The organism is Micropruina sp. (assembly GCF_047606365.1).
In the GTDB taxonomy this organism is placed as follows: Bacteria; Actinomycetota; Actinomycetes; order Propionibacteriales; family Propionibacteriaceae; genus Micropruina.
The window spans coordinates 13,698-38,079 of sequence record NZ_JASGEN010000039.1; the positions used below are offsets into that span (position 1 = coordinate 13,698).

Annotated in this window: 20 protein-coding genes; 10 read left to right on the forward strand and 10 right to left on the reverse strand. The window is 69.3% G+C overall.

Annotated elements, in window-relative coordinates:
• Nucleotides 1-51: 51 nt before the first annotated feature.
• Nucleotides 52-1,326 carry a serine--tRNA ligase gene (gene serS / locus QM624_RS05390; protein ID WP_415089524.1) on the reverse strand — a complete coding sequence of 425 codons (1,275 nt, stop codon included), beginning with the start codon at nucleotides 1,324-1,326 and terminating at the stop codon, nucleotides 52-54.
• A 48-nt stretch (nucleotides 1,327-1,374) separates the two neighbouring features.
• Between serS and QM624_RS05395 the strand changes: the two genes are divergently transcribed.
• Both QM624_RS05395 and QM624_RS05400 read left to right on the forward strand, forming a co-directional pair.
• Nucleotides 1,375-2,301, forward strand: coding sequence for a Dyp-type peroxidase (locus tag QM624_RS05395; protein ID WP_415089526.1), 927 nt, complete (start codon nucleotides 1,375-1,377; stop codon nucleotides 2,299-2,301).
• A 31-nt stretch (nucleotides 2,302-2,332) separates the two neighbouring features.
• Nucleotides 2,333-3,889 (forward strand): diacylglycerol kinase family protein, encoded by a 1,557-nt coding sequence (locus QM624_RS05400; protein ID WP_415089528.1) that lies wholly within the window; start codon nucleotides 2,333-2,335, stop codon nucleotides 3,887-3,889.
• Between the two features lie 205 nt (nucleotides 3,890-4,094).
• On the opposite strand, the gene QM624_RS05405 is transcribed toward QM624_RS05400, so the two are convergent.
• The 3 genes from QM624_RS05405 to mptB all read right to left on the reverse strand — a co-directional run bounded on the left by QM624_RS05405 (nucleotide 4,095) and on the right by mptB (nucleotide 8,871).
• Entirely contained in the window at nucleotides 4,095-6,383 is a 2,289-nt protein-coding gene (locus QM624_RS05405; protein WP_415089530.1) for a prephenate dehydratase domain-containing protein, read from the reverse strand.
• Between the two features lie 128 nt (nucleotides 6,384-6,511).
• Nucleotides 6,512-7,249 carry a hypothetical protein gene (locus tag QM624_RS05410; RefSeq protein ID WP_415089532.1) on the reverse strand — a complete coding sequence of 246 codons (738 nt, stop codon included), beginning with the start codon at nucleotides 7,247-7,249 and terminating at the stop codon, nucleotides 6,512-6,514.
• Nucleotides 7,250-7,296: 47 nt separating this feature from the next.
• Nucleotides 7,297-8,871 carry a polyprenol phosphomannose-dependent alpha 1,6 mannosyltransferase MptB gene (mptB, locus tag QM624_RS05415; RefSeq protein WP_415089534.1) on the reverse strand — a complete coding sequence of 525 codons (1,575 nt, stop codon included), beginning with the start codon at nucleotides 8,869-8,871 and terminating at the stop codon, nucleotides 7,297-7,299.
• A 175-nt stretch (nucleotides 8,872-9,046) separates the two neighbouring features.
• Here mptB and QM624_RS05420 point away from each other — a divergent pair, with 175 nt between their 5' ends.
• Nucleotides 9,047-9,859 (forward strand): fructosamine kinase family protein, encoded by an 813-nt coding sequence (locus QM624_RS05420; protein WP_415089536.1) that lies wholly within the window; start codon nucleotides 9,047-9,049, stop codon nucleotides 9,857-9,859.
• A gap of 1 nt (nucleotide 9,860) precedes the next feature.
• Here QM624_RS05420 and QM624_RS05425 read toward each other — a convergent pair whose 3' ends face one another.
• The gene (locus tag QM624_RS05425) at nucleotides 9,861-10,724 is read right to left on the reverse strand and encodes an Fpg/Nei family DNA glycosylase (protein WP_415089538.1); all 864 of its coding nucleotides are present in this window, start codon (nucleotides 10,722-10,724) and stop codon (nucleotides 9,861-9,863) included.
• Nucleotides 10,717-11,433, reverse strand: coding sequence for a leucyl/phenylalanyl-tRNA--protein transferase (aat, locus tag QM624_RS05430; protein ID WP_298129753.1), 717 nt, complete (start codon nucleotides 11,431-11,433; stop codon nucleotides 10,717-10,719). The genes QM624_RS05425 and aat overlap by 8 nt, the downstream gene beginning before the upstream one ends.
• Before the next feature lie 264 nt (nucleotides 11,434-11,697).
• Here aat and QM624_RS05435 point away from each other — a divergent pair, with 264 nt between their 5' ends.
• The gene (locus QM624_RS05435) at nucleotides 11,698-12,375 is read left to right on the forward strand and encodes a hypothetical protein (RefSeq protein WP_415089541.1); all 678 of its coding nucleotides are present in this window, start codon (nucleotides 11,698-11,700) and stop codon (nucleotides 12,373-12,375) included.
• On the opposite strand, the gene QM624_RS05440 is transcribed toward QM624_RS05435, so the two are convergent.
• Nucleotides 12,372-13,316 carry a helix-turn-helix transcriptional regulator gene (locus tag QM624_RS05440; protein ID WP_415089543.1) on the reverse strand — a complete coding sequence of 315 codons (945 nt, stop codon included), beginning with the start codon at nucleotides 13,314-13,316 and terminating at the stop codon, nucleotides 12,372-12,374. The two genes, QM624_RS05435 and QM624_RS05440, sit on opposite strands and share 4 nt — an antisense overlap.
• Before the next feature lie 195 nt (nucleotides 13,317-13,511).
• Between QM624_RS05440 and QM624_RS05445 the strand changes: the two genes are divergently transcribed.
• From QM624_RS05445 to QM624_RS05470, 6 genes are all read left to right on the forward strand, one after another.
• Nucleotides 13,512-14,183: an alpha/beta fold hydrolase gene (locus QM624_RS05445; protein WP_415089545.1), complete on the forward strand. Its 672-nt coding sequence runs from the start codon at nucleotides 13,512-13,514 to the stop codon at nucleotides 14,181-14,183.
• Between the two features lie 106 nt (nucleotides 14,184-14,289).
• Complete coding sequence (locus QM624_RS05450) at nucleotides 14,290-15,051, forward strand: VTC domain-containing protein (protein ID WP_415089547.1); 762 nt, start codon at nucleotides 14,290-14,292, stop codon at nucleotides 15,049-15,051.
• A 96-nt stretch (nucleotides 15,052-15,147) separates the two neighbouring features.
• The gene (locus QM624_RS05455; protein ID WP_415089549.1) at nucleotides 15,148-15,966 is read left to right on the forward strand and encodes an SGNH/GDSL hydrolase family protein; all 819 of its coding nucleotides are present in this window, start codon (nucleotides 15,148-15,150) and stop codon (nucleotides 15,964-15,966) included.
• Nucleotides 15,967-16,017: 51 nt separating this feature from the next.
• Nucleotides 16,018-17,364 (forward strand): FAD-dependent oxidoreductase, encoded by a 1,347-nt coding sequence (locus QM624_RS05460; RefSeq protein ID WP_415089551.1) that lies wholly within the window; start codon nucleotides 16,018-16,020, stop codon nucleotides 17,362-17,364.
• Nucleotides 17,365-17,557: 193 nt separating this feature from the next.
• Complete coding sequence (locus QM624_RS05465; protein ID WP_415089553.1) at nucleotides 17,558-18,586, forward strand: LacI family DNA-binding transcriptional regulator; 1,029 nt, start codon at nucleotides 17,558-17,560, stop codon at nucleotides 18,584-18,586.
• Between the two features lie 41 nt (nucleotides 18,587-18,627).
• Nucleotides 18,628-20,829 carry an alpha-galactosidase gene (locus QM624_RS05470; RefSeq protein ID WP_415089556.1) on the forward strand — a complete coding sequence of 734 codons (2,202 nt, stop codon included), beginning with the start codon at nucleotides 18,628-18,630 and terminating at the stop codon, nucleotides 20,827-20,829.
• 215 nt (nucleotides 20,830-21,044) lie between these two features.
• On the opposite strand, the gene QM624_RS05475 is transcribed toward QM624_RS05470, so the two are convergent.
• The 3 genes from QM624_RS05475 to QM624_RS05485 all read right to left on the reverse strand — a co-directional run bounded on the left by QM624_RS05475 (nucleotide 21,045) and on the right by QM624_RS05485 (nucleotide 24,347).
• The gene (locus QM624_RS05475; RefSeq protein ID WP_415089558.1) at nucleotides 21,045-21,956 is read right to left on the reverse strand and encodes a carbohydrate ABC transporter permease; all 912 of its coding nucleotides are present in this window, start codon (nucleotides 21,954-21,956) and stop codon (nucleotides 21,045-21,047) included.
• Nucleotides 21,953-22,945 carry a carbohydrate ABC transporter permease gene (locus QM624_RS05480; RefSeq protein WP_415089560.1) on the reverse strand — a complete coding sequence of 331 codons (993 nt, stop codon included), beginning with the start codon at nucleotides 22,943-22,945 and terminating at the stop codon, nucleotides 21,953-21,955. The genes QM624_RS05475 and QM624_RS05480 overlap by 4 nt, the downstream gene beginning before the upstream one ends.
• Before the next feature lie 79 nt (nucleotides 22,946-23,024).
• Nucleotides 23,025-24,347 (reverse strand): ABC transporter substrate-binding protein, encoded by a 1,323-nt coding sequence (locus QM624_RS05485; RefSeq protein WP_415089562.1) that lies wholly within the window; start codon nucleotides 24,345-24,347, stop codon nucleotides 23,025-23,027.
• Between the last annotated feature and the right edge of the window lie 35 nt (nucleotides 24,348-24,382).

Here is a 24,382-nt window from a genome sequence, read left to right on the forward strand (position 1 = left end):
CGGTCGCCATGCCATGCCGATACCCCCTTCTGGTTCAGGCTTTCAGGGCGTTCAGCTGACCGGGGTCAGGAACTCCCGGCCACCCAGGTAGGGACGCAGGGCCTGCGGGATGCGGACGGACCCATCGGCCTGCTGATGGTTCTCCAGCAGCAGGATGATCATCCGGGTCATCGCGCACAGGGTGCCGTTCAACGTCGCCACCGACTCGATGCCGGCCTCGGTGCGCATCCGGATGTTCAGCCGGCGGGCCTGGAAGGTGGTGCAGTTCGAGGTCGAGGTGATCTCGCGGTACTTGCCCTGGCTGGGGATCCAGCCGTAGCAGTCGTACTTGCGGGCCGCGCTCAGGCCGAGGTCTCCGGAGGCCACCTCGAGCACCTGGAACGGCAGTTCCAGCGCGGTGATGAACTCCTTCTCGAACTCCAGCAGCTTGCGGTGCAGGGCGTCGGCCTCGTCGGGCTGGCAGTAGACGAACATCTCGACCTTGTCGAACCAGTGCACCCGGAAGATGCCCTTGGTGTCCTTGCCGTAGCTGCCCGCCTCGCGCCGGTAGCAGGGCGAGTAGCCGGCGTAGAGCCGGGGCAGCGTCGCGGCGTCCAGGATCTCCTCGCTGTGGTAGGCGGCCAGCGCCACCTCGGAGGTGCCGACCAGGTACAGGTCGTCGGCGGGCAGGTGGTAGACGTCCTGGGCGGCCTGGCCGAGGAAGCCGGTGCCCTCCATCGCGGACGGCTTCACCAGCGCCGGCGGCAGGATCGGCGTGAAGCCCCACTCCATCGCCTTGGCCAGCGCCAGGTTGATCAGCGCCAGCTCGAGCATCGCCCCTTGTCCGGTGAGGAAGTAGAAGCGCGCGCCGGAGACCTTGGCGCCGCGCGGCATGTCGATCGCGCCGAGCAGTTCACCCAGCTCCAAGTGGTCGCGCGGGGTGAAGCCCTCGGCCTCGAAGTCCCGCGGGGTGCCGTGTTCGGAGACCACCACGAAGTCGTCCTCGCCGCCGCGCGGGACGTCGTCGAAGACCGGGTTGGGCAGCGCCAGCATCAGCTCGTCGAACCGCGCCCCGGCCTCGGTGGCGGCGGCGTCCGCGGCCTTGACCTGCGCGGCGAGTTCGCGGGTGCGGGTGATCAGCGCCGCCTTCTCGTCGCCCTTGGCGCGTGCGACGTCCTTGCCGAGCGACTTCTGCTCGGCCCGCAACGACTCGAACGCGGCGATCGAGGAGCGCCGAGCCTCGTCGGCGGCGATCAGCTCGTCGACCAGCGCGACGGACTCGCCGCGCGCCTCTTGCGCGGCTCGCAGACGGTCGGGTTCGGTACGCAGTAGCTTCGGGTCGATCACCCGCTCAGCCTATCGGCCGGCGACGGACGCCCCGGTTACGCTCAGCCCATGCCCGCCGTACCGCAGCCTGTCGTCGTTGTGCCGTCCGAAGCCGCCATCGTGCTGGTGATGACGATCGCGGAGGGGAAGGAGCAGGCCGCCCGCGCCGCGCTCGGCGAGATCACCTCGGTGATCCGCGCCGTCTGCTTCCGCTACCCGGACGCCGCCACCACCTGCGTCGTCGGGATCGGTTCGGACGCCTGGGACCGGTTGTTCCCCGGCGAGCCGAAACCCAACGGCCTGCACCCGTTCGTAGCGCTGCAGGGCGACGTCCATCACGCCCCGTCGACGCCCGGCGACCTGGTCTTCCACATTCGCGGCCAACGCTTCGACCTGTGCTTCGAACTGGCCCACCAACTGGCGATCGCCCTGGACGGCATCGCCGTCGTCGAGGACGAACTGCAGGGCTTCCGGTACTTCGACGAGCGCGACCTGCTCGGCTTCGTGGACGGCACCGAGAGCCCCACCGGCGTCGAGGCCGACGCGGCCGCGTATCTCGCCGACGGCCCGTTCGCAGGCGGTAGCTATCTGATCGTGCAGCGCTACCTGCACGACCTGGCCAGCTGGAACCGGCTCAGCGTCGAGGAGCAGGAGCGGGCGATCGGCCGGCACAAACTGGACGACATCGAGATCCCGGACGCCCACAAGGCCGCCAACGCCCACGTCGCGTTGACCGTGCTCACCGCCCCGGACGGCACCGAGCGGCAGATCGTCCGCGAGAACATGCCGTTCGGCTCGGTCGGCAGCGGCGAGTTCGGCACCTATTTCATCGGCTACGCCGCCGATGTGAGCGCGATCGAGGACATGCTGCGCAATATGTTCATCGGCGATCCGCCCGGCAATCACGACCGCATCCTCGACTTCTCCACGGCGGTCACCGGCAGCCTGTTCTTCATTCCCACCATCGACTTCCTGGACGCGCTCGGCGAAGCCTGAAACGTCCGGTCCTCGAATGCCACAATGACGCATGCGCAGCCGACGGCCGAGCTTGGGCTTGATCGCCACCATCGGCTTCGGTGCGGGCTTCGCGCTCTGGACGGCACTGCTGTTCGCCGGCACGTTCACGACTCTGGACGCCCTGCAGGCCCCCACACCCCACTGGCAGAGCCACATCGTTCAGATCGCCGCCGCGGTGGCGATCGTGTTCCATCCGGTGGTGGTCAACTGTGCGCTGGCCGGCATCGCGATCTGGGCGTTCCGGCGCCGGCTGCGCAACCTGACCGTCGGCATCCTGCTGGCCATCGCGCTCGGCTGGGCCGGCCATGAACTGACGCGCACCCTGATCGCCCGCCCGCGGCCGCCGGACACCCTCAGCGAACTGATCGGCAACACCGGCTACGCGTACCCGTCGGGCCACATGGTCGGCATCGTGACCGCCGCCCTGGTGGTCATCGCCACCACGACCACCACCAAGCAGCCGCGGTCGGTGATCGAACTGTGGCGTTGGCTCGGGGTGGCACTGATCCTGCTGGTGGCACTCGACAGGTGGCTGCTGCACGCGCATTGGATCAGCGACCTGGTCGGCGGTGCGTTGTTCGGCGGGTTCACCGCCAGCCTCGCGCTCACCGTGACCCGGGTGCACATGCAGCCGGAACGTCCGACCAGGGCGGCCGTGCTGGCGGCGAAGAACCCGCGGCGCTGCGCCATCGTGGTCAACCCCACCAAGATTCCCGACTGGGCGGCCTTCCGGCGGCACGTCGAGGGTGATTGTCGCGAATACGGCTGGACGCCGATGTTCCTGGAGACCACTCCCGACGATCCCGGACGCGGCATGACCCAGCGAGCCCTCGAAGCCGAGGTCGAGTTGGTGATGGCGGCCGGCGGCGACGGCACGGTGCGGGTGGTGTGTTCCGAACTCGCCGGCACCGGCGTCCCCTTGGGTCTGCTGCCCTCGGGCACCGGCAACCTACTCGCCCGCAACCTCCGCATTCCGCTGGACGAGGCCGAGGCGCTGCGGGTGATCCTGGACGGACGTCAGGACCGGATCGATTTGGTCGAGGTGACGATCGACGACGCCGAACCCGAACACATCGCGGTGATGGCCGGGATGGGCCTGGACGCGCGGATCATGAGCGGCACCGACGAGGGCCTGAAGAAGGTCTTCGGACCGGCCGCCTATGTGATGGCCGCCGGCGACGCGGCCAACCTGCCGTCCTTCGACGTGACCATCACCCTCGACGACGGCGAACCGATCGAGCGCCATGCCGGGCTGGTGATGGTGGGCAACGTCGGCCAACTGCAGGGCAACGTGCAGTTGTTGCCCGAGGCCCAGTTCGACGACGGGCTACTCGACCTGTTCGTCGCCTCCCCGGCGAGCGTGGCGGACTGGCTGCGGATCACCACCAGCGTGCTGCTGCCGGTGCCCGAGGCGTCCGAGATCGACCGGGGTCAGGGCCGCCGGGTGGTGATCGAGGCGTCCGAGCCGGTGGAGTATCAACTGGACGGCGACGCCGCAGGTGAGTGCCGCCGGATGGTCGCCGAGGTCATCCCGCAAACCCTGACCGTGATGGTCCCCAAGCGCTGAACCACCGCTGATCGAGCCAACGGTCATCCCGGGCTTGACCCGGGATCCCGACGACGTCCTGAGCGAGCACGGAGACCCCTCCCGACCACCGGTGATCGAGCTTGTCGAGATCCTTGCGAGGGGTCTCGACAAGCTTGACCAACGGTCGGTCGTCCATGGGCAGACCGCGGAGATCCCGGCGTTCGCCGGGATGACGAGGAATCGGTCAGCCGGGAGTGGGGCGGACGACCGGCGTCCGGGGCGACCAGGGCACCACACCCAGGTTGCGGACGCCGTCCGGGAGATCGGTGACCGGGTGGCTGGTCACCCACAGGCAGTGGCCGTCGGCGTCGGTGAGCAGCTCGTCGAAGCCGGGGCCGCGTCCGACCAGGGAGGCGATCGAGGCCACCGACGGGGCGAGCACGATGCCGCGCAGGGTCGGGTCTGAACCGTCGCGATGCTCGTCGAAGGCGCCGGGCTGGCCGACGATGAGGAACCGGGTGATCGAGCCGGAGAGGTCGTCGATCTCGCGCTCGACCACGTGCACGAACGGGTGGTCGGCCTCGGCGCCTGAGGAGGCCAGCGCGATCGCCGGACCGCCGGCGGTGAGCAGCTGGCCGAGCGCGTCCGCGGTCGAGGCGCACGGACGCGGATCCAGACCCCAGCGTCGGACGAAGTTGGTGCACTGGGCCAGCGCCTGCGGATGGCTGAACACCGGTGCGCCGCGCAGTTCGGACAACGCGACCGGGGCAGCCGCGTACGCATCGAACCGGACGGCGACGTCCACCACGCCGCCGGCCACCACCGGCACATCGGAGGCCAGCAGCGCCTTGGTCGAGCGGGTGACCAGGCCGGAGGCCGAGCTGGTGATCGGCAGCACGCCGAGCCCGCCGGCCCGGGTCGCCTCCAGCACGTCGTCGAAGGAGTCCACCGCCTCGATCTCGACGTCGTGCTCGCCGGCCCCGGCCAGGCCCACCGCGAACTGCCGGGCGGCGTTCTCGGAGAAGGTGCCGGGAGGCCCCAGATAACGCAGCTCGGGACGGGTTTCGCGCAGCGGCCGGGCCACCCCGTGCGGCCAGGCGTAGGCGACCTCGACGGCCCGCCGGAGCCGCTCGATGGTCTCGTCCAGGTCGAGGTCGGCACGGATCTCGGTGCGGATCACCACCGCCCGCTGACCGGTCCGGACCGCTTCGGAGACCAGGTAGGCGGCGCCCACCCCGCGCTGTTCGCGCACCACCGAAGCGACCCCGTCGCCGGCCACCGATTCGGGCACCAGGAAGCGGATGTCGCGGCGCAGGTAGGCCAGCCAGGAGTCGAGAGCGACCTCGAGTTCGGCGTCCGAGAGCACCTCGACATGCCCGATGCCGAACCGGGTCCGGACGGCCTTGCCGCGGCGTCCGAGCCGTTTGGCGTTGCGGACGCCCGGTCCGAGCAGCAGCGCGGCCTCGCCCCGTGGGCCGATCAGCAACTCCTCCAACACCAGGTGCACCGGGGTCAGGTCGACCAGCCGTCCGACCCGCAGCTTGTCGGGGCGCCCGGTCGGATACAGGCCGACCAGGCCGCCCAGCCGGCGCACCCGGGCCAGGGTGGCCCGCTTCGACTGGCCGGCGGTCAGGGTCGCGGCGGCGGTGTTGCGGACGGTGTCGAACAAGGCACCGCTGAACCGGTCCCGGGTCGCGGTGATCCGGGCCACCAGGTCGTCGCGGGAGGTGGCGGACGCGCTCACCGACGCCACCGCGGCGGCCAGTTCGGCGGCGGCGGTTTCCCCGTCGACGCTGGCCTGGATGTGCGCCAGGGTCAGTTCCTGGTTCTCTTCCAGCAGGCTCACCGCCAGCCCGAGCAGCGCCTCGAACAGCGGCGTCCGGGCGGCCCACAGCTCGTCGGCCAGGTCGAGTCCGCTTTCGGCGACGGCGGTGACGAAGCCGAGCAGCGCCTGGTGGGTGAGCGCCAGCACGTAGGTCATGATCCGGTCGTGCCGCTCGGGTGACAGCACCGTGTAGATGCCGCCGCGGCTGGTGATCGCCTCGGCCAGCCAGCCGGTCGCCACCCCGCGCACCTCGGTCGCGCACACCGTCTGGCCGTCCAGCGAACGGGCCGCGGTGTCCATCAGCGGGTGCAGCGCGACGGCCGTCCGGTCGGGGACGGCGGCCAGCAGGTCCATCGTCCAGCTGAAGCTCGCACCGACCATTATGATCGGCGCATCGGCCGGCAGCAGGGCGTCCACATCGGCGAGCACGCCGGCGGCGGCGCCGTCCGGAACGGCGAGGCAGATGATGAAGCCCGCGGCGCCCAGTTCGGACGCGACCTCGTCGAGGGTGCCGGTGCGCACCGGCGTCGCACCGTAGGCGTGGGTCGCCCCCTCGAGCAGTTGCGCGGAGGCGGCGGTGTCGACCAGCACGACCTGCTGCCAGGGCAGGTCGGCGAACAGGTGATCGGAGAGCCAGCGCCCCATGCCTGCGGCGGCGCCGACGACGAGCAGCCGGGAAGGTTCGCCGGGCTGCGCTGACTGGGTCACCGGGTCAGTGTAAGCGGAACCCCTCGGTGCCGCCTTTCGTTGGTCGAGCTTGTCGAGACCCTGGACGTGCGTGCGCTGGCAAGGGGTTTCGACAGCTCAACCAGCGGCGGTTATGACCGGCCTCCCGCTCAGCCGACCGCGACGACGGACGCCGCGGCACGATCCAGCGCCGGGAACTGGGCGGCCGCACCGGGATGGTCGGGTCGCAACTCGACCAGCGCGAAGTGGCGTCCGTTCGGCAGCGCCACCACCAGCATCGACAACTCGACCCGTTCGGCGGCGCCGTCCGACAGCGTGCCGGTCACCGTCGCGTGCGCCCAACGTGCCGGATACGGCCCGATCGCCGTCTCCGGGTCGCTGCGGACGTCGCTGACCCGCAGATCGGTCAGCGAGCGGTAGACGCGGGCCCCGACCTCGGCGAGGACGCCCCGTCCGGTGGCGTCCAGGTCACCGACGACCACGGTGCGCGGCTCGAGGTCGGCGACGATCAGACCCACCGGCAGGTTCTGGTTCTGCTTCCAGCCCGGGTCGGCGGCCCACGCGATCAGCGTCGCCTCGGTGAACAGGCCGGTGGTCGAGGTGGGGTCGGCGACACCGAACGGCTTGCCGGGCATTCGCCCACTCAGGTACGGCTCGACCGTCAGTGTGCGGCTCAGCGGATCGACGCTGACCCGGTGCACGGGCTGGCTGGGCAGGATCGAAGCCGGTCCGGCAGTGGGTGCGGGCACCGTCGGCGCCGGTAGCACTGGTCCTCGGACGGCGCCCACCACGGCCAACGCGACGGTGACCACTAGCGCGGTCACCGCCACGGTGACCAGGGCACGAATGGCGACGCTGCGTCGCCGTCCGACCTCCGTGCCACTCACCCGGGGAGTGTAACCAGGCACCGGTCAGGCCTCGGCGCTCGATCCGGTCAGGGTGTCGCCGGACGACCGCGGAACCGGCGCCAGCCGTCCCGCAGCAGGCTCATCCGGGGCATCTCGCCGCCCTCGGAACGCCACCACCAGATCACCCAGACGATGGCTGCGATCTGGGCGGCGGTGCACAGCACATCGCGCATCGCGAAACCGGCGATCACCACGCCGGGCCCGAACTCGATCACCCGGCCGGTGACGTAGGCCAGCGACAGCCAGGTGCCGCGCCACATGGTGATCACATCGAGCCGGTTGGCCGCCATCAGCGCCAACGGCACCCAGGTGATCAGGTCGTACCAGCTCAGCGTGTACGGCGAGGTGATCAGCCACGCGGCGGTCAGCAGCGCCGCCGTCCGGACCGCGATGGTCAGCGGATCACGCCTCGGATCGGTTCCCGCCGGGGCGCCCGGGGCGGTCTCCCAGGGCAGCACCCGGGACAGCATCCAGCCGACCGCCACCATGCCGGCCATGCCGAGCACGCTGATCACCCGGCGGGTGATGCCGTCGCCGACCGTGACCACGCCGAGGCCGAGCAGCCACTCCGCCCAGGAGCCGGCCGACACGTACGAGGTGTTCCGGCCGGCCGCGAACAACGCCTCGGGGGCGAACAGTCCGTAACCGAGTCCGATGGTGACCGCGGCCGCCACACATAGCTGGATCAGCTTGCGCGGCTGATGCCGGTAGCCCCACACCATCGCCAACCCGTAGTAGACCAGCGACACCTTGACGCAGCCGGCCAGGCCGATCCCGACGCCGGCCAGCCAGGCGTTGCGCCGCATGAACCACAGTCCGGCGACGGCGAACACCAGCGTCAGCGGCTCGTTGTGGGCCTGCGCGCAGATCGACCAGATCATGATCGGGTTGAGAATGGTGAACAGCACCGCGCGGGTCTGGAAGGCCGGGTCGCCGTGCGCCATCTTCACCGCGATGAACGCCACCACCAGGAACGGCAGCACGGCGAACATCTGCAGCCAGAAGACCACCTGGTGCATGCTTTCGCCGCCCAGGGTGGCGGCCAGCCACTGGCTGAACGAGGCGATCGGGCCGTACACCGAGGGGGTGTCCTGCCAGGGCGCCTCCATCCAGCGCATCACCGGATCGAACTCCTGCCGGACGATGTTCGCCGGGGTGATGTCGTAGGGGTTCCAGCCCAGCACCATCAGCCGTCCGTAGGCGGCGTACATCAGCACATCGGCCGAAGTCAGCGGCGGTACCAGCGAGGTGACCAGGCAGAGCACCGCGCCCAGCACGAAGAGCCGATGGATGTTCGGTCGCCAGCCGGTGTCGACGGCGCGATAGCAGATCCACAACCCGATCGAGCCTGCGATGAGGGCGATCCACAGCGACAGCACCGCCACCCACTCGTTGAGGCTGACGATGCCCGCCGGCAGGTACCAGGGCGGCATCAGCGAGCTGCGCGGACCGAGCCGCAGCGCAACCGCCGACGGACCCATGAAGGCGATCACGATGGTCACGATGGTGGCGGCGACGATCAGCCGCAGACCGAGCCGGGAGTTCTTCGTCCACTCCTGGTCGAGGACCGCGCGAGCACGAGTAACCAGCGCGCTCGACATGGGACTCCTCGGGGTAGACGGCACCGCCGAGGATATCGGGCACCCACGGGCCACCCCCAGCAGCACGACCGGTCGAGATGATCCTGTTATCCGCCGCTATTCCACGGGAGCACGGGCCAAGTGCCTCCGCCGCGGATGCCGAGTGCCCGCATCAGGTTTGGGTTACCGTGCGGGGATGGACGCGGCGACGAACCCGGGCGGTTGGCCCGCGGAGTTGCCGGTGCCGGTCAGCGTCGAGCCGCTGAGTGGCGGCTGGGTCGGCGATACCCGACTGGCGACGCTGACCGGCGGACGTCGCGTCGTGGTCAAGGACTGCCCCTATCCGGCGGTGATCGAGGCCGACGGGCTGGGTGCGTTGCGGCGGGCCGGCGTCCCCACACCGAAGGTGCTGGCGGCGTCGGGAACACGGCTGATCCTCGAGTACGTCGACGGCCCCCCGGATTGGCCGGCGCTGGGCCTGGCGATCGGCCGGATGCATCGCCAGGCCGGGCCGCGGTACGGCTGGCACCGGGAAAACCGGGGCGGTCGTTTCCGCCAACCCAACGCCTGGTCGGACGACTGGCCGGCGTTCTTCGCCGAGCAACGCGTCCGCACCCACCTGGCCGACCCGTCCGTTCCGCGTGCGGTCGCCCGCCGCCTGGATCGGGCCTGCGACGGCGCGATCCAGGCGCTGCTGCCGTCCCGACCCGTCCCCTCGCTCACCCACGGCGACCTGTGGACGGGCAACACCGTCGCCGGCCGCTGGGTGATCGACCCGGAGGTGTCGTTCGCCGACCGTGAGCTCGATCTGGTGCACATGCTCGGCGTCAGCCAGAATCCGTTCCCGCCGGAGTTCTGGGAGGCCTACGAACACGAATGGCCGATCCCGGACGACTTCGCCGAACGCAGCAAGGTGCTCGGCCTGCACCACCGGCTGCTCGGCGTCCGGCACTTCGGCGACCGCGGGGTCCCCGCCCTGATCGCCGACCTGGACGCCCTCGGCTGGTGACCTACTTCAGCAGCTTGGACATCCGGCGGTCGGCCAGGGGTTTACCGCCGGTCTGACAGCCTGGACAGTACTGCAGGGACGAGTCGGCGAAGGAGACCTCGGCGATCGGCGTGCCGCAGACGTCACAGGGTTCGCCGGTGCGGCCGTGGACCCGCAGGCCGATCTTCTTCTCGCCCTTCAGCTCCTTGGCGGCCCGGCCGACCGAACGGGCGATCGCGTCGCCGAGCTCATCCTTGATCGCGGCGAACAACCGGGCATGTTCCTCGGCCGACAAGGCATTGGACGGCTTGAACGGGCTCAGCTTGGCGGCGTGCAGAATCTCGTCGCTGTAGGCGTTGCCGATGCCGGCGATCACCCGCTGGTCACGCAGCACCCCTTTGAGCTGGGCGCGTCCGGCCTTGGCCAGGATCGCCGCCAACGCGTCGGAGTCGAACTCGTCGGCCAGCGGATCGGGGCCGAGGCTGGCCAGCATCGGCACGTCCTGCGGGGCGCCGACCACATAGATGGCCAGCTTCCGCTGGGTGCCCATCTCGGTCAGATCAAAGCCCGAACCGTCGGCCAGCACCACCCGCAGACTCAGCGGACCACGTCCGGGACGAGCCGGCTTGGTGGGCATGGCGTCCTTCCATTGCAGCCAGCCGGCCCTGGCCAGGTGGAACACCAGCCAACTGCCCGAGACGTCGATCGCGATGAATTTCCCGTAGCGGCGGACCTGTTCCACCTCGCCCCCGTGCAATGCCGAGAGCGGCAGCTGGAACGTCTTCAGCGCGCTGAACGCCAACAGCTCGGTGCGGGCGATGGTCGCGCCGGTCAGCTTGTCGGTGAGGAACGAGCGCAGCGCCTCCACCTCGGGCAGTTCAGGCACCGTCGTCCTCCGTTCCCCGCTCACTCAGTTCTCGCTCGGACGCCCAGTCGGGCCCGGGCAGGCCGAGGGTTTCGTCCAGCGCCGCCAGGTATTCGTCGCGATCAATCTCGATCACCCCGAGCGAGGCCAGGTGGTCGGTGCGCCATTGGACGTCGATCAGCCGCTCGGTGCCGCCGTCGCGCTGCATCGCCCGGACCAGCCGCAGCAGTGCCACCTTGGACGCGTCCCGGCCGATCTCGGGGTCGTGGAACATCGATTCGCCGGCGAACAGGCCGCCCAGCGACACCCCGTACAGACCGCCGGCGAGCCGTCCGTCGGGAGTCCAGGTCTCGACGCTGTGCACCACCCCGTGCTCGTGCAGCAGGGTGAACGCGTTGACGATGTCGTCGTCGATCCAGCCGTGCGGACGGCTCGGGTCGGCGCAGCGGCTGATCACCTGGTCGAAAGCGGCATCGACGGTGGTCACATAGCGTTTCGCGGCTTGCCGCAGCGAGCGGGTGACCCGCATGCCGTCGGGCAGCAGAACCCCGCGCCGCATCGGCGACCACCAACCCATCCGGGCCGGGAACCAGGAGTTGTGCAGGGGCATCGGGAAGACCCCGCAGCGGTAGGCCAACACCACCAGGTCGGGGTCGAGCTCGTCGGAGAGCCCGATCAAGTCCTGCGCCGGCCAGTCCCGCGGCGGTCCGAAGATGCCCGGGCGACTCATTGCTCGATTGTGCCATCCGGCACCGACGATTCGACCGATCCTGGCACCCGCGCCTCCGATCACTGGGCGCCTGGCCACCGAGGACGCCGAGTGGCCCGAAAAGAACCGTCCCTCCGGTCCATTTCCGGGCAAAGTGGAACGAAAAGAACCGTCCCTCCGGTCCACTGTGCCGGCCCAGGGATGCCGCGGGGTCACCCCCGATAGTGGCTGGGGGCACCGTGAGTAGTGTGGACGGCGAATCCCGCGACGCTCAGGAGTGACCGCATGTCCACCCAGGAACCCAGCTCCTCCCAGGAAGCCAGCAAGACCCTCGTTCAGCGCGCGCCCGAAGTGGCCGGCAATGTGCTCCGGCAGATCCTCGAGTTCGCCATCGACGGCAATATGACCATTCCGGGCGCCAAGGACGCGGCCGCCCGCTGCCTGCAGACCCGCGGCGATCATGAGGCGGCCGTCGAGTCGGTGGTTCGGCAACACGTCGGACTGGCCGGGGCGCAGGGCTTCCTGACCAACCTGGGCGGCCTGCTGTTGCTGCCGGTGGCGCTGCCGGCCAACCTGGCCGGGCTGGCGGTCGTCCAGATGCGAATGATCGCGGCGATCGCGCACCTGCGCGGCTACGACCTGAACGACCGGCGGGTGCGCTCGGCGTTGACCCTGGCGATGCTCGGTGAGGACGACGTGCGCAAGCTGGTGGCGTCCGGCAAGTTGCCCAGCACGCCGATGGGGGTGGCCACCGCGCCCGTCTTTGACCCGATTCTGGAGCATGCGGTCAGCGAACGGGTGTTCGGCGACCTGGGCATGAAGATGGCCGGCAAGCATGCGGTGGTGCAGGTCGCCAAGCGGATCCCGCTGGTCGGCGGCGGCGTCGGCGCGGCCGCCGACGGCTACTTCACCTACGCCCTGGGTCAGTACGCCCGGCGCGAGTTCGTCCGGCGTCGCGGCTAGGTCTCACTCGCGGCGGTGAGTCGAGCGGCCAGTTCGCGGACGGCGGCCCGCAGCTCAGGTCCTTCCTCGACGACGAACGGGAACGGCACCTGCGCCAGCCACTCCCCCGCGTACATCTCCGGATTGCTGGTGGTACCGGTCAGCACGCACTCGTCACCGTCGGGTTCGAGGCGGCCCATCGGTGCCCGCAGCCAGGGCCGGACGCGCTCGGCGGACGCATGGAACCGCACCCGGGTGGTCAGCCCCCAGCCCTCGCCGAGACTGCGTTCCAGGACGGCGGCGGCGTCCAGATCGGCGGGCACCTCGGAGGCGGTGCTGAGCAGGTCGACCGAACCGATCCGGTCCAGCCGGTAGGTGCGCAGTTCGCCCGAGCCAGTCCGGCACAGCAGATACCAGAGTCCGTAGCGCACGACGACGGCCCACGGGTCGACCTCGCTGGTCCACTCATGTCCGGCCGCGCTGCGATACGAGATCCGGACGCAGCGGCCCGCAGCCACCGCCTCGACCAGGGCGGAGGTGACGCTGAGGTCGGGCCGCGGCGTCCGTGCACCGGCGGACGCGACGTGCTGCCAGAACTGCGTGGCGGGCCGTCCGACCGATTCCGGAAGTGCCCGCAACAGCTTCGCCACACCCGAGCCGGCCAAGCTGTCGGGGTCCGGTGCGCCGGCCGGCGAATCCAGCACCGCCATCACCGTCGCCAACGCCTCGGCGCCGCTGAACACCACCGGTGGTAGCCGGACGCCGCGTCCGATCTGATAGCCGCCGTACGGTCCGGTGGTGGCGGTGACCGGGATGCCGGCGTCGCGCAGGGTGCCGACGTAGCGACGGACGGCCCGCTCGCTCACTCCGAGCCGGTCGGCGAGGTCAGCGGCGCGGATCCCGGGCCGCTGGTGGATCAGGTCGAGCGTGCGCAGGGCCCGGGCGGTGGGGCTGGAGTCCATGGCGTCATGGTAGGTCGGTTGCGGACGCGGATCGTCCGGATTCGCTCCTAGGGTGCAAGGCATCGCTGATCATTCACGTCATCCCAGGCTCCGACCCTGGAGCTCCGGCCGGGGAAAGACCCCGGAGAGATCCCGGATCAAGTCCAGGATGACGAGGGCGGGGCTTTGATCAGCGCATCGCTGAAGGAGGAGACGATGACCGACATCGTGCTGGTTGCGGGCCTGTGGCTGGCCCCGCAGGTATGGACGGACGTGGTGACCGAGCTCGACCGGCGGGGGCATCGGGGCATCCCGGTGGCCCTGCCCGGACAGGGTGACGGCAACACCGAGGCAACCCTGGACGACCAGGTCGCGGCGGTTCTGGCCGCGATCGACGACTGTGCCGCACCGCCGCTGGTGGTGGGCCACTCGGCGGCGGCATCACTGGCCTGGATCGCGGCCGACCGGCGTCCGGTGGCCGGGGTGGCCCTGATCGGCGGCTTCCCGGTCGGGGACGGCGAGGCCTACGCCGATTTCCTGCCGATCGTCGACGGAGCGATGCCGTTCCCCGGCTGGCCGGCGTTCGAGGGTCCGGACTCCGCCGATCTGGACGCCGCGACCCGCGAACGGCTGGCGTCCGCGATGATCCCGGTGCCCGAGGCGGTCGTCCGCGGCGTCGTCCAGCTGCAGAACGAGGGCCGCTACGACGTCCCGGTCACGCTGATCTGCCCCGAGTTCACCCCGGACGACGCCAAGGCCTGGCTCACCGCCGGCGAACTGCCCGAGCTGGCGAAGGCGCGGCACCTCGACCTGGTGGATCTCGACTCTGGGCACTGGCCGATGGTCACCCAGCCGGCCGCGCTGGCAGCTGTGTTCGCCGACCTCTGAGGCCTCGGCAAGCTCGACCAGCGGTGGTCACCTCCGCAATGCGTTCACGGGCGGCTGCCCGGCCGGGCACAGCGACAGCACAGTGCTGGCCGCTGAACTCAAGGACATGATCACCAGCAGCGAAACGGCCCTCGACAGCATCCGCACCATCGACCTCGACGAGCTGATCGCCGGTCGCCCCCTGCTCACTCGCGTCCACCGCAGATACGTCCTCTCCGCAGCGGATGCCGCGATGGCGCTGGAACTGGTGGATCCGACGACGACCCGGGTGCTCGAGGTCGACGGACGCCGTGACCTGGGCCACACCTCGGTCTACCTGGACACCCCCGAGCTGGACGCCTTCCGGCGGGCCGCCCGCGGACGCCGGCATCGGTTCAGGATTCGCACCCGCCGGTACGAATCGGGTGGCACGTTCCTGGAGGTCCGGACGCGCCAACAGCAGCGCACCGTCCCTCACCGGCTGCCGGGCGAGCACCTGCCCGACGGTGGCTTCTCGGAAGCCGGGGCGCGGTTCGTCGCCGAGACGTTGCGTGGCGCCGGCGTCCGCAATCCACCGATCGCCGAGCTACGCGCCTCGTTGCGCGCCGACTACCGCCGGATCACCCTGCTGCACGAACCGACCACCTCCCGCATCACCATCGACTCGGGACTGACCTGGTGGGACGTCCGCACCGGTAGCTGGCTGAGCCGTCCGGAGCTGGCGATCATCGAGACCAGGTCGGCGGGCCAGCCCTGCGGAATGGACCTGTTGCTGTCGTCCCTGGGTCATCGCCCGGCACGGTTCTCGAAGTACGCCACAGCGCTGGCGGCGATGAACCCACGGCTGCCGGCCACCAGATGGCGGCGCACCCTGCGGCAGTATTTCTGACCCGTCAGGGCGGCACAGGGTGGCAGAATTGCCACCTGTCCGGACGTCGGAACGACCTGCGATTCTCACCTCGCCACGGGAGGGGAAGGGTCCACCATGTCCATGTTCCGCCGGTTCTGCGCTGTCACTGTGACAGCGCTCGCCCTGATTCTGGTAGCGGCACCGGGGGCGTCCGCTCACCCCGTGCCACAACACCGAGGGGGCCACCACAGTGCGCCACAACGCAGCTACGTCGCCCTCGGCGATTCGTTCGCCGCGGGCACCGGGGCCGCACCCGCGACCGACGCCTGCGGCCGCTCGAACCTCGCTTACCCGCGGCTGCTGGCGAAGGCCGCCAGGCTGAAGCTGACCACACTCGCCTGCGCCGGGGCGACGATGACCGATGTCGCCACCAAGCAGTTGCCGTCGGTGTCCCCGTCCGCCCGCTACGTGACCGTGCAGGCCGGCGGCAACGACATCGGCTTCACCCAGGTCTTCGGGCTCTGCGCGCAGCAGGACAACGATGACCAATGCGCGGCGGCGGTTGCCCAGTCGACGGCCTACATGAACTCGACCTTCACCGGCCAGGCGAGCGCACTGTTCGCCGCCGTCCGGCAGATCGCCCCGCAGGCGCGGATCGTCGTGGTCGGCTACCCGCGGCTGTTCAGCGGCAAGGACTGCAGTCCGCTGGTGGACTACAGCGCGAAGGAGCAGCGCCTGATGAACGGCGCGATCGACCTGCTGAACACGCGACTGTCGCAGGCAGCGGCCTCGGTCGGCGCCCGGTTCGCGAATCCGACCAGGTCGTTCAAGAACCACGCCTGGTGCGCCCGGCTGCCCTGGATCACCGGCCCGGAGAACCCGGTCGCCTTCCACCCCAACGCCCTCGGGCAGGTTCTGGGCTACCTGCCGACGGTTGCATCGAAGTTCTTCTGACGGCGCGTCACCCATAGCGAGAGCGTGGGTTCCGGCCGGTAGTGTTCGGCCATGCCGGAACCCCGCTTTCGCGTCGCGATCGTCGGCGCCGGGCCGTCCGGACTGTTCGCGGCCCAGTTCCTGTCCGCCCGCGACGACGTGGCCGTCGACATCTTCGACCGCCTGCCGACCCCGTACGGGCTGCTGCGGTACGGGGTGGCACCTGATCACACCTCGATCAAGGCGGTCGCCCACGCGCTGGCCCGGGTGTTCGACGCGCCGTCCGTCCGCTTCCTGGGCATGGTCCACTTCGGACGCGACGTCACCCGCGACGAGCTGCTCACCGGCTACGACGCGGTGATCTACGCCGTCGGCGCCAGCGAGGACCTGCGGATGGGGGTTCCCGGCGAGGACGCCGTCGGCAGCCGCTCGGCGCGCGAGTTCGTGGCCTGGTACTCGGGCCATCCGGACGCCGAACCGCAGTCGCTGGACGGCGTGCGGCAAGCGGTGGCGGTCGGCGTCGGCAACGTGGCGGTGGACGTGGCCCGCATCCTGGTCAAGGAGCCGCTGGCGCTCGCCGTGACCGACATGCCCGAGGACGTGCTGGGCGAACTGCGCCGGGCCCGGCTCACCGATGTCTGGGTGGTCGGACGGCGCGGCCCGCAGCACGCCAGCTTCACCACCACGGAACTGCGTGAACTGTGCCGGACCCCCGGGGTCGCGGTCAGCGTCGACCCGGAGGCGTTCGACGACATCGACGACGACGCCCTGGACCGGCGCACCCGGGCGAACGTCGCCGTGCTGCGCGAGGCGTCCGGGACCGAGGTGGCCGATCCGCGGATGCGGCTGCACTTCCTGTTCTGGCGCCGTCCGGTCGAGCTGCGCGGCGACCCGGTGCGCGAGTTGGTGCTGGAGCGCACCCGGCTCGACGACGGACGGGTGCTCGGCACCGGCGAAACCGAGACGCTCGAGGTCGAACTGGTGCTGCGTGCCATCGGCTACCGCGCCGTCCGGCTGCCCGGGGTGGCCTTCGACGAGAAGCTCGGCGTGATCCCCTCCGAGCATGGCCGGGTGCTCGACGGTGCCACGGTCGCGCCGCGCGAATACGTGGTCGGCTGGATCAAACGCGGCCCGATCGGGGTGATCGGCACGAACAAGTCCGACGCCCGCGAAACCGTGGAGCAGGTGCTGGCCGACCTGGCCGAGCTCGGTCCGCGCGCCGACCGTGTCGATCTGGTCGATGCCCTCGCGGCACGTGGCTTCGTGCCCTCCAGCTACGACGACTGGCGGCGGATCGAGGCGGCCGAGGCCAACCGTGGCGCGTCCTACGCGCGGGAACGGATGAAGATCGAGGCGTGGCACGAGTTGCTCGACCTGGTGCAGGCCGAGCGTCCGGGCGGGCCGATACCGCCCGGCTGAACCCTCGATATTCGCTCCCGGACGCCCCGCTTCCGGCGGCCCGAGACCCGCGCTGACGCGCGGTGTCAGAACCGCTCATCGTTCATTGCCCGGGCCGCCGCAATACGTGTAGATTCGACGGTCCGGCGCATCGTGGCGACTGTTCACCCTCAAGTGCCCGGTGGCGGCTCGACGGGAGAGGAGACGTGCAGCGATGCCCGGCAGCACGCGCGTCCCACACGTGGTGACACGAGCCGATGTCGCGCGCTACGCCGGCGTGAGCACCGCCGTGGTCAGCTACGTCATCAACAATGGTCCCCGCCCGGTGGCGGCCACCACCGCCGAACGGGTGAAGCAGGCCATCGACGTGCTGGGCTATCGCCCCAACGGCAGCGCGCGTGCGCTGCGCCGAGGGGTCAGCGACACCGTCGGGCTGATCACCCCCCACCTGGACAATCTGTTCTTCGCCGAACTCAGCCAAGAGATCGAGCAGCTCGCGGTCAGCACCGGCAAAGCGGTACTGCTCGGCAACTCGCTCGGCGACCTGCGCCATCAGCGCCAACTGATCGACGGCATGCTGAGCCGCCAGATCGACGGCCTGATCGTCCGGGGCAGTTCGTCGCACGACGATCCGCTGGCTGGCATTCGCACCAATGTGCCGTGCGTGTTGCTGGACACCATGGTTCCGCTGCCCGGACGGCGCTCGATCGGCTCCGACCTCCGGGGCGGCGCCGATCAACTGGTCGACCATCTGATCACCGTCCATGGCCTCACTCGGATCGCCCTGGTGGTGGGGCGCGACCTACCCGGCCTGGTCGATCCCCGCGAGCTGGGCTGGCGCGATGCCCTGCGTCGCCACGGCCTGCCGGAGGGCCCCATCGCGCGTGCGGCGTTCGACCGGACCGGCGGCTACCGGGCGGCGCACCAGCTACTGGCCGCACCTCTGCCGCCGCAGGCCGTGTTCGCGTCGTCGGATCTGCAGGCGACCGGTGTGCTGCGCGCGCTGCACGAGAGCGGCACGAAGGTGCCGTCCGACGTGGCGGTGGTCAGCTTCGACGGCACGTCGGAGTCCGCGTTCACCTACCCGGCGCTGACCGTGGCCCGGCAGCCGGTCGCCGCCATCGCCCGACGGGCCTTCGAGCTGCTGGCCGACCACGCCACGGCCGAGGTTTTCGAGCAGCTTCCCACCGACCTGATCGTCCGCCAGTCCTGTGGCTGCGCCGGGACGACGATCACGCCTTAGCCGCGTCTCAGTGAAAGAACCGAACTCTCAAGGAGCCCGTGTTGTCCACTCGACCATCTGAAACCGCCGCGAACTCCGCTCGGCTGAACGGCCCTCGGGCCGTTCTGATGCGGCGGGGCGGGACGTGCCTGGTGCTGCATTGCGAGGCCGACTCACTGCCTGAGGTGCTTCATTGGGGACGCGATCTCGGCCCGCTGAGCGACGCGCAGCTGGCGGCCTGGCGTTCCGCCCGGGCCGGCGTGGTGTCCGGCAACGCCGACGTTCCGCCTCGGCTGTCCCTGGTTCCCCAGCAGGCGGAGGGCTGGACCACCACCCCGGGGCTGGTCGGTTCGCGAGCCGGGCTGGGGCAGTTCTCCGACTTCCACCCGACGGCGATCGAGGTCGTGGCTGCCGAGGGCACCGACCAGGCGCCGTCGCACGTCCGGGTCGAGGCGCACGATGCCGAAGCCGACCTCGACCTGGCCATCGAGATCGAGCTGACGGCGTCCGGGCTGGTACGCACCCGCGCCACCCTGACCAACCGCGGCGCCGACGGCTACGGGGTCGACTCGTTGCTGCTCGCGCTGCCGACGCCGCCCAGCGAGACCCTAGTGCTCGACCAGTCCGGCCACCATCTGCGTGAGCGCGAGACCAGCACCCACGAGTTCACCCTCGGCAGCCATGAGCGCACCACCCGGACCGCCCGCGCCCACGCCGGCTCGAGCATCCACGGCACCTGCGAACCGGGCACCAACTGGAACCGCGGGCTGGTGCACTACGTGCACGTCGCCTGGTCGGGCAACACCCGGACGCTGGCCGAGCGGGTGGTGACCGGCTTCCAGGCGATCCTGGGCGGCGAACTGCTGCTGCCGGGCGAAGTGGTGCTCAACACCGGTGACTCGTATGTCACGCCGTGGCTGATCGCCACCTGGGGCGAGGGCCTGGACGAGGCCGCCGGCCGCATCCACGACTACTTGCGCGCGCGGCCCGGGCATCCCACCTCGCCGCGGCCGGTCACCTTCAACGCCTGGGAGGCGGTGTACTTCGACCACACGCTGGAGCCGCTGCTGGCCCTGGCCGAGGTGGCCGCCGAGGTCGGCGCCGAGCGATTCGTGCTCGATGACGGCTGGTTCGGTTCGCGACGCGACGATCGCTCGGGTCTCGGCGACTGGGTGGTCTCGGTCGACGCCTGGCCGAACGGCCTCGCCCCGCTGGCGGACGCCGTCCACGCCCACGGCATGGAGTTCGGCCTGTGGTTCGAACCCGAGATGGTCAACCCCGATTCGGACGTCGCTCGCGCCCACCCGGAATGGATCCTGTCGCCGCGGACCCACCGGCCCCAGGAGGAGCGTCAGCAGCAGGTGCTCGACCTGAGCAATCCGGACGCCTTCGCACACGTCCGCGATCAACTGCTGGCCGTCCTCGACGGGGTGCGGATCGACTACATCAAGTGGGATTTCAACCGTGACCTGCCCGAGGCGGTCTCCCCGCTGACCGGCAGGCCCGCGTATCACGCGCAGACTCTGGCCACCTATCGGCTGATGGACACCCTGCTCGCCGCCCATCCGGAGTTGGAGATCGAGTCCTGCGCCGGCGGCGGCGGACGGATCGACCTGGGCATCCTGGAGCGCGCGGTGCGGGTCTGGGGCTCGGACTGCATCGACCCGCTCGAGCGGCAGGACATCGAGGCCGGCACGGCGCTGCTGCTGCCGCCCGAGATGGTCGGTTCGCATGTCGCGTCGACGACGTCGCACACCACCGGCCGGACGCTGAACCTGACCTTGCGTGCCTCGACCGCCCTCTTCTCGCACATGGGCATCGAGTGGAACCTGCTGGAGGCCAGCGAGCAGGAACGTGGCGACCTGGCCGCCTGGATCGGCCTCCACAAGCGGCTTCGTCCACTGCTGCACACCGGGCGCGTGGTGCACCTCGACGCTCCGGACGCCAGTTGGCGCGCGCACGGCGTCGTTTCGGCCGATCGGGACGAGGCCGTCTTCACGTTCGTGCGGATGAGCACCTCGGCCGTCCGGCCGTCCGTCGCGATGCGCCTGCCCGGCCTCGATCCGAGCGCCGACTACCACCTGGTGGAGCTGCTGCCGGACGGCGTCCCCTCCGACCTGGCCCTGTCGCTGCGGTCACCGGAGAACTGGGGCTGGTGGCGCGAGGGTGTCACCCTTCCCGGCGCGGTGCTGGGCGAACTGGGCCTGAGAGCCCCCGACCTGTACCCGGAGCGGGCGACTCTGCTCCACCTGCGTCGAGCCTGACCCATCGCTGATTGAGCTTGTCTGAGCCACCGCTGGTTGAGCTTGTCTCAGCCACCGCTGGTTGAGCTTGTCGAAACCCTTGGTGACCCGAGGTCTCGACAAGCTCGACCAACAACATCTGGGGACAAGCTCGTCCAACGCGGAAGAGCCCGCCGAAACCCTCGCCCCAACGGGGCTCGGGTCTCGACGGGCTCAACCGGCGATACGGCGTTTCGTCAGCCCTTGACCGCACCTGAGGTGAGGCCGCGCACGAAGTAGCGCTGCAGGGCGAAGAAGACGATCAGCGGCATGATCATCGACACGAAGGCACCGGCGGTGACCAGGTGCCAGTTCTCACCACGGCTGCCGAGCAGGCCGGCCACCGCGATGGTCAACACCGCGTTGTCGCCCTGGCCTAGGAAGATCAGCGCCACCAGCAGATCGTTCCAGACCCAGAGGAACTGGAAGATCGCGAATGACGCCAATGCCGGTGTCGACATCGGAATGATCAATTGCCAGAACGTCTTCCAATGGGACGCCCCGTCGATCTCGGCCGATTCCACGACCGATTTCGGCAGCGACGCCATGTAGTTACGCAAGATGTACAGCGCCAGCGGCATGCCGAAGCCGGCGTGCGCCAGCCAGACGGTGGCGAACTGACCGTTGATGCCCATCTGCTGGAAGATGATGGACAGCGGCACGAACGCGACCTGGTTCGGCACCACCAGCAGGCCCACGATCAGGATGAACAGGGCGTCGCGGCCCGGGAACTTCATGAACGTGAACACGTATGCGGCGAAGGCGGCGATCAGGATCGGGATCACGGTGGCGGGCACCGCGACCGCGAGCGAGTTGACGAACGCCTGCCCCATCGGAATGGCGCCGGTGGTGAGCACCTCGCGATAGTTGTCGATGGTGATCTGCGTCGGGTTGGCGAAGACGTTCCACCAACCGTTCGAGTTCGATTCGCTGCGAGGACGGATGGACGCGATGAACAGGCCGATGGTCGGAATCAGCCAGAGCAGGCACATGATGACGACGATGATCTCGATGATCAGAATGCCCTTGCCGGCTCCGACCGAACGGCCGGAATTCTCGTCGTGCCCGGCGTCCTTCTTCTTCTTGACGGTCTGAGTGGCGGTGCTCATGAGTTGGCCTCCTGAATCCGGAACTGCCGAACCTGGTAGATCAGGACCGGGATGATCGCGATGATCAGGATCACCACGATGGCCGATGCCGTGCCCGGGTCACCGGCTTTGAAGAGCGCCCCGTAGAAGGCATTGCCGAGCACGTTGGTGGTGTAGTTGCCGTTGGTCATCGCATACACGATGTCGAAGACCTTCATGACGCCGATGAGCACCGTGATGAATACGGTGATCACGGTCGGCCAGGCCTGCGGAAGAATGATCCGGAAGAAGATCTTTCCTTCGGTGGCGCCGTCGATGCGTCCGGCCTCGATGGTGTCCTCGGGGACGGCCTTCAACGCCGAGCTGAGCAGCACCATCGAATAGCCGACCTGCGTCCAGACGTAGACCATCATCAGCAGGAACGTGTTGAAGCGGAACGTGTCGATCTGCAGCCAGGTCTGCGGCACACCGCCGAACCAGACCACGATCTGGTTGAACAGGCCGATCTGCGGCTGGCCCTCGGGCTTCCAGGCGAAGACCAGGTTCCAGATAGTCGACGCGCCGACCATCGAGATCGCCATCGGCAAGAAGATGATCGACTTCGCGATCTTCTCGCCGCGTGCGTTCAGCTTGTCGACCAGCACCGCGACGCCGAGACCCATCGCAACGATCAGTGCCGGAGCCACGATGATCCACAGCACATTGTTGATCAGCGTATTGATGAAGTCGGGATCGGTGAACAGATGTCGATAGTTGTCGAACCCGACCCAGCGGCCCAGCCGTCCGTAACTGCCCTTGCGGAAGGACGACATCACGGTTTCCACCGCCGGGTACAGCAGGAAGATTCCGATCACGGCGAAGGCCGGAAGAATCAGCGCGTACGGCTTGAGCCGGTTCTCCCATTTGCGGGGAAGTAGTTCGCAGGCTTTGTTCAACAACCAGAAGAGGGCGACTGCGCCGACGACGCCGACAACCACGGCGCCGAGGGCAAGCCCCAGTTTCTCTACCACGATTTTCTCCTAAGTTCGCGCCTGGCGGTGCCGCGAACACCTTCGCAGCACCGCCAGGCTGAGACTCGGACCTCTGGTTTTACTCAGTCGGCCACTTCGCGTCGATGCCCTTCAGGGTGTCGTCCAAGTTGGACCGGCCGCTGGTGTAGTTGACCATTCCGGTCCAGAAGGCACCGGAACCCACCACACCCGGCATCTGGTCGGAGCCGTCGAAGCGGAACACCGAGGCGCTCTGGATCGACTTGACCACGTCCTGCAGCACCTTGTTCGGGTACTTGTCGAGCGGGAAGGACTTCAGCGGCGACAGCCACGCACCGGTCTTCACCTGGTTCTCACCGAAGGTCGGATCGGAGGTCATGAAGGCCATCACCTTCTTGACGTTGGTGTCGTTCTTGGTCAGCGCCGCGGCCAGGTCGCCACCGCCGAGCACCGGGTGCTCGCCGTTGACGGTCGGGGTCACGAACATGCCCACCTGGGTGTCGAGCTTGGCGAAGACGTCGTCGGGGAAGAAGCCCTTCTGGGTGACGAAGTTGCCCTGCTTGCCCAGGTAGCACTTCGGGGTCTTCTCGAACATCGGGTTGAGCGCCTGCGCGAACGCGTTCGACGGGGCGTTCTTGATGCCACCGAAGACGTTGCCGTCGGTCATCAGGATCTGGTTGTAGACGTCGAACGCCTTGCGGATCTCGGGGCTGTCGAACTTGATCTCACCCGCGACCCACTTGTCGTAGACCTCGGTGCCCGAGGTCTGCAGCACGTAGTCCTCGATCCAGTCGGTGGCCGGCCAGCCGGTCGCCGAGCCCGACTCCATGCCGTAGCACAGCGGAGCGGTGCCATCAGCCTTGATCTTGTCGATCAGCGTCAGCAGCTCGGCGTGGGTGGCGGGCACGGTGTAGCCCTTTGCCTCGAAGGCGGGCTTGTTGTACCAGTAGAACGACTTGCCGTTCATCGCCATCGGCGCGCCGTAGGTCTTGCCGTCGACGGTCGCGGCGTCCAGGAAGCCCGGCACCACATCGGCCTGCAGCTTGGGCAGATCGACCTGGGTGCTCAGGTCGGCCACCTGGCCGTCCTTCGCCAGCTGCCGGAGGATGCCCGGCTGCGGGAAGACCGCGATGTCGGGCGCATTGCCGGACTGGATCTTGGCGGTGATCTGCACCTCGAACTCGTTCGACTGGATGAAGTCCAGCTTGATGCCCTGGCTGTCGGCCCAGGTCGTCATGTCTTTCTGGAAGGCCGTGGACTGGTCGCCCGAGAAGGCGTACATCACCTGAACGGTGTCCTTGGCCGTGGCCGGCCCGGTCTCGGTCGCACCTGGCTCGGGCTCTCCGCCGCCGCTCAAGCAGCCAGTCAGCAACAGGCTGCTCGCCGCCAGGCCCGTGATCAGGGCAAGGCTCTTTTTCCTCATAACTTCAGTCGCCCCCTTGCAACAGAAATGGATGT

Coding starts and splice junctions, on each gene's coding strand:
- QM624_RS05395 (WP_415089526.1), top strand. CDS start 1,375: ATGCCCGCCGTACCGCAGCCTGTCGTCGTTGTGCCGTCCGAAGCCGCC.
- QM624_RS05400 (WP_415089528.1), top strand. CDS start 2,333: ATGCGCAGCCGACGGCCGAGCTTGGGCTTGATCGCCACCATCGGCTTC.
- mptB (WP_415089534.1), bottom strand. CDS start 8,871: ATGTCGAGCGCGCTGGTTACTCGTGCTCGCGCGGTCCTCGACCAGGAG.
- QM624_RS05420 (WP_415089536.1), top strand. CDS start 9,047: ATGGACGCGGCGACGAACCCGGGCGGTTGGCCCGCGGAGTTGCCGGTG.
- aat (WP_298129753.1), bottom strand. CDS start 11,433: ATGAGTCGCCCGGGCATCTTCGGACCGCCGCGGGACTGGCCGGCGCAG.
- QM624_RS05435 (WP_415089541.1), top strand. CDS start 11,698: ATGTCCACCCAGGAACCCAGCTCCTCCCAGGAAGCCAGCAAGACCCTC.
- QM624_RS05440 (WP_415089543.1), bottom strand. CDS start 13,316: ATGGACTCCAGCCCCACCGCCCGGGCCCTGCGCACGCTCGACCTGATC.
- QM624_RS05445 (WP_415089545.1), top strand. CDS start 13,512: ATGACCGACATCGTGCTGGTTGCGGGCCTGTGGCTGGCCCCGCAGGTA.
- QM624_RS05450 (WP_415089547.1), top strand. CDS start 14,290: ATGATCACCAGCAGCGAAACGGCCCTCGACAGCATCCGCACCATCGAC.
- QM624_RS05455 (WP_415089549.1), top strand. CDS start 15,148: ATGTCCATGTTCCGCCGGTTCTGCGCTGTCACTGTGACAGCGCTCGCC.
- QM624_RS05460 (WP_415089551.1), top strand. CDS start 16,018: ATGCCGGAACCCCGCTTTCGCGTCGCGATCGTCGGCGCCGGGCCGTCC.
- QM624_RS05465 (WP_415089553.1), top strand. CDS start 17,558: ATGCCCGGCAGCACGCGCGTCCCACACGTGGTGACACGAGCCGATGTC.
- QM624_RS05475 (WP_415089558.1), bottom strand. CDS start 21,956: ATGAGCACCGCCACTCAGACCGTCAAGAAGAAGAAGGACGCCGGGCAC.
- QM624_RS05485 (WP_415089562.1), bottom strand. CDS start 24,347: ATGAGGAAAAAGAGCCTTGCCCTGATCACGGGCCTGGCGGCGAGCAGC.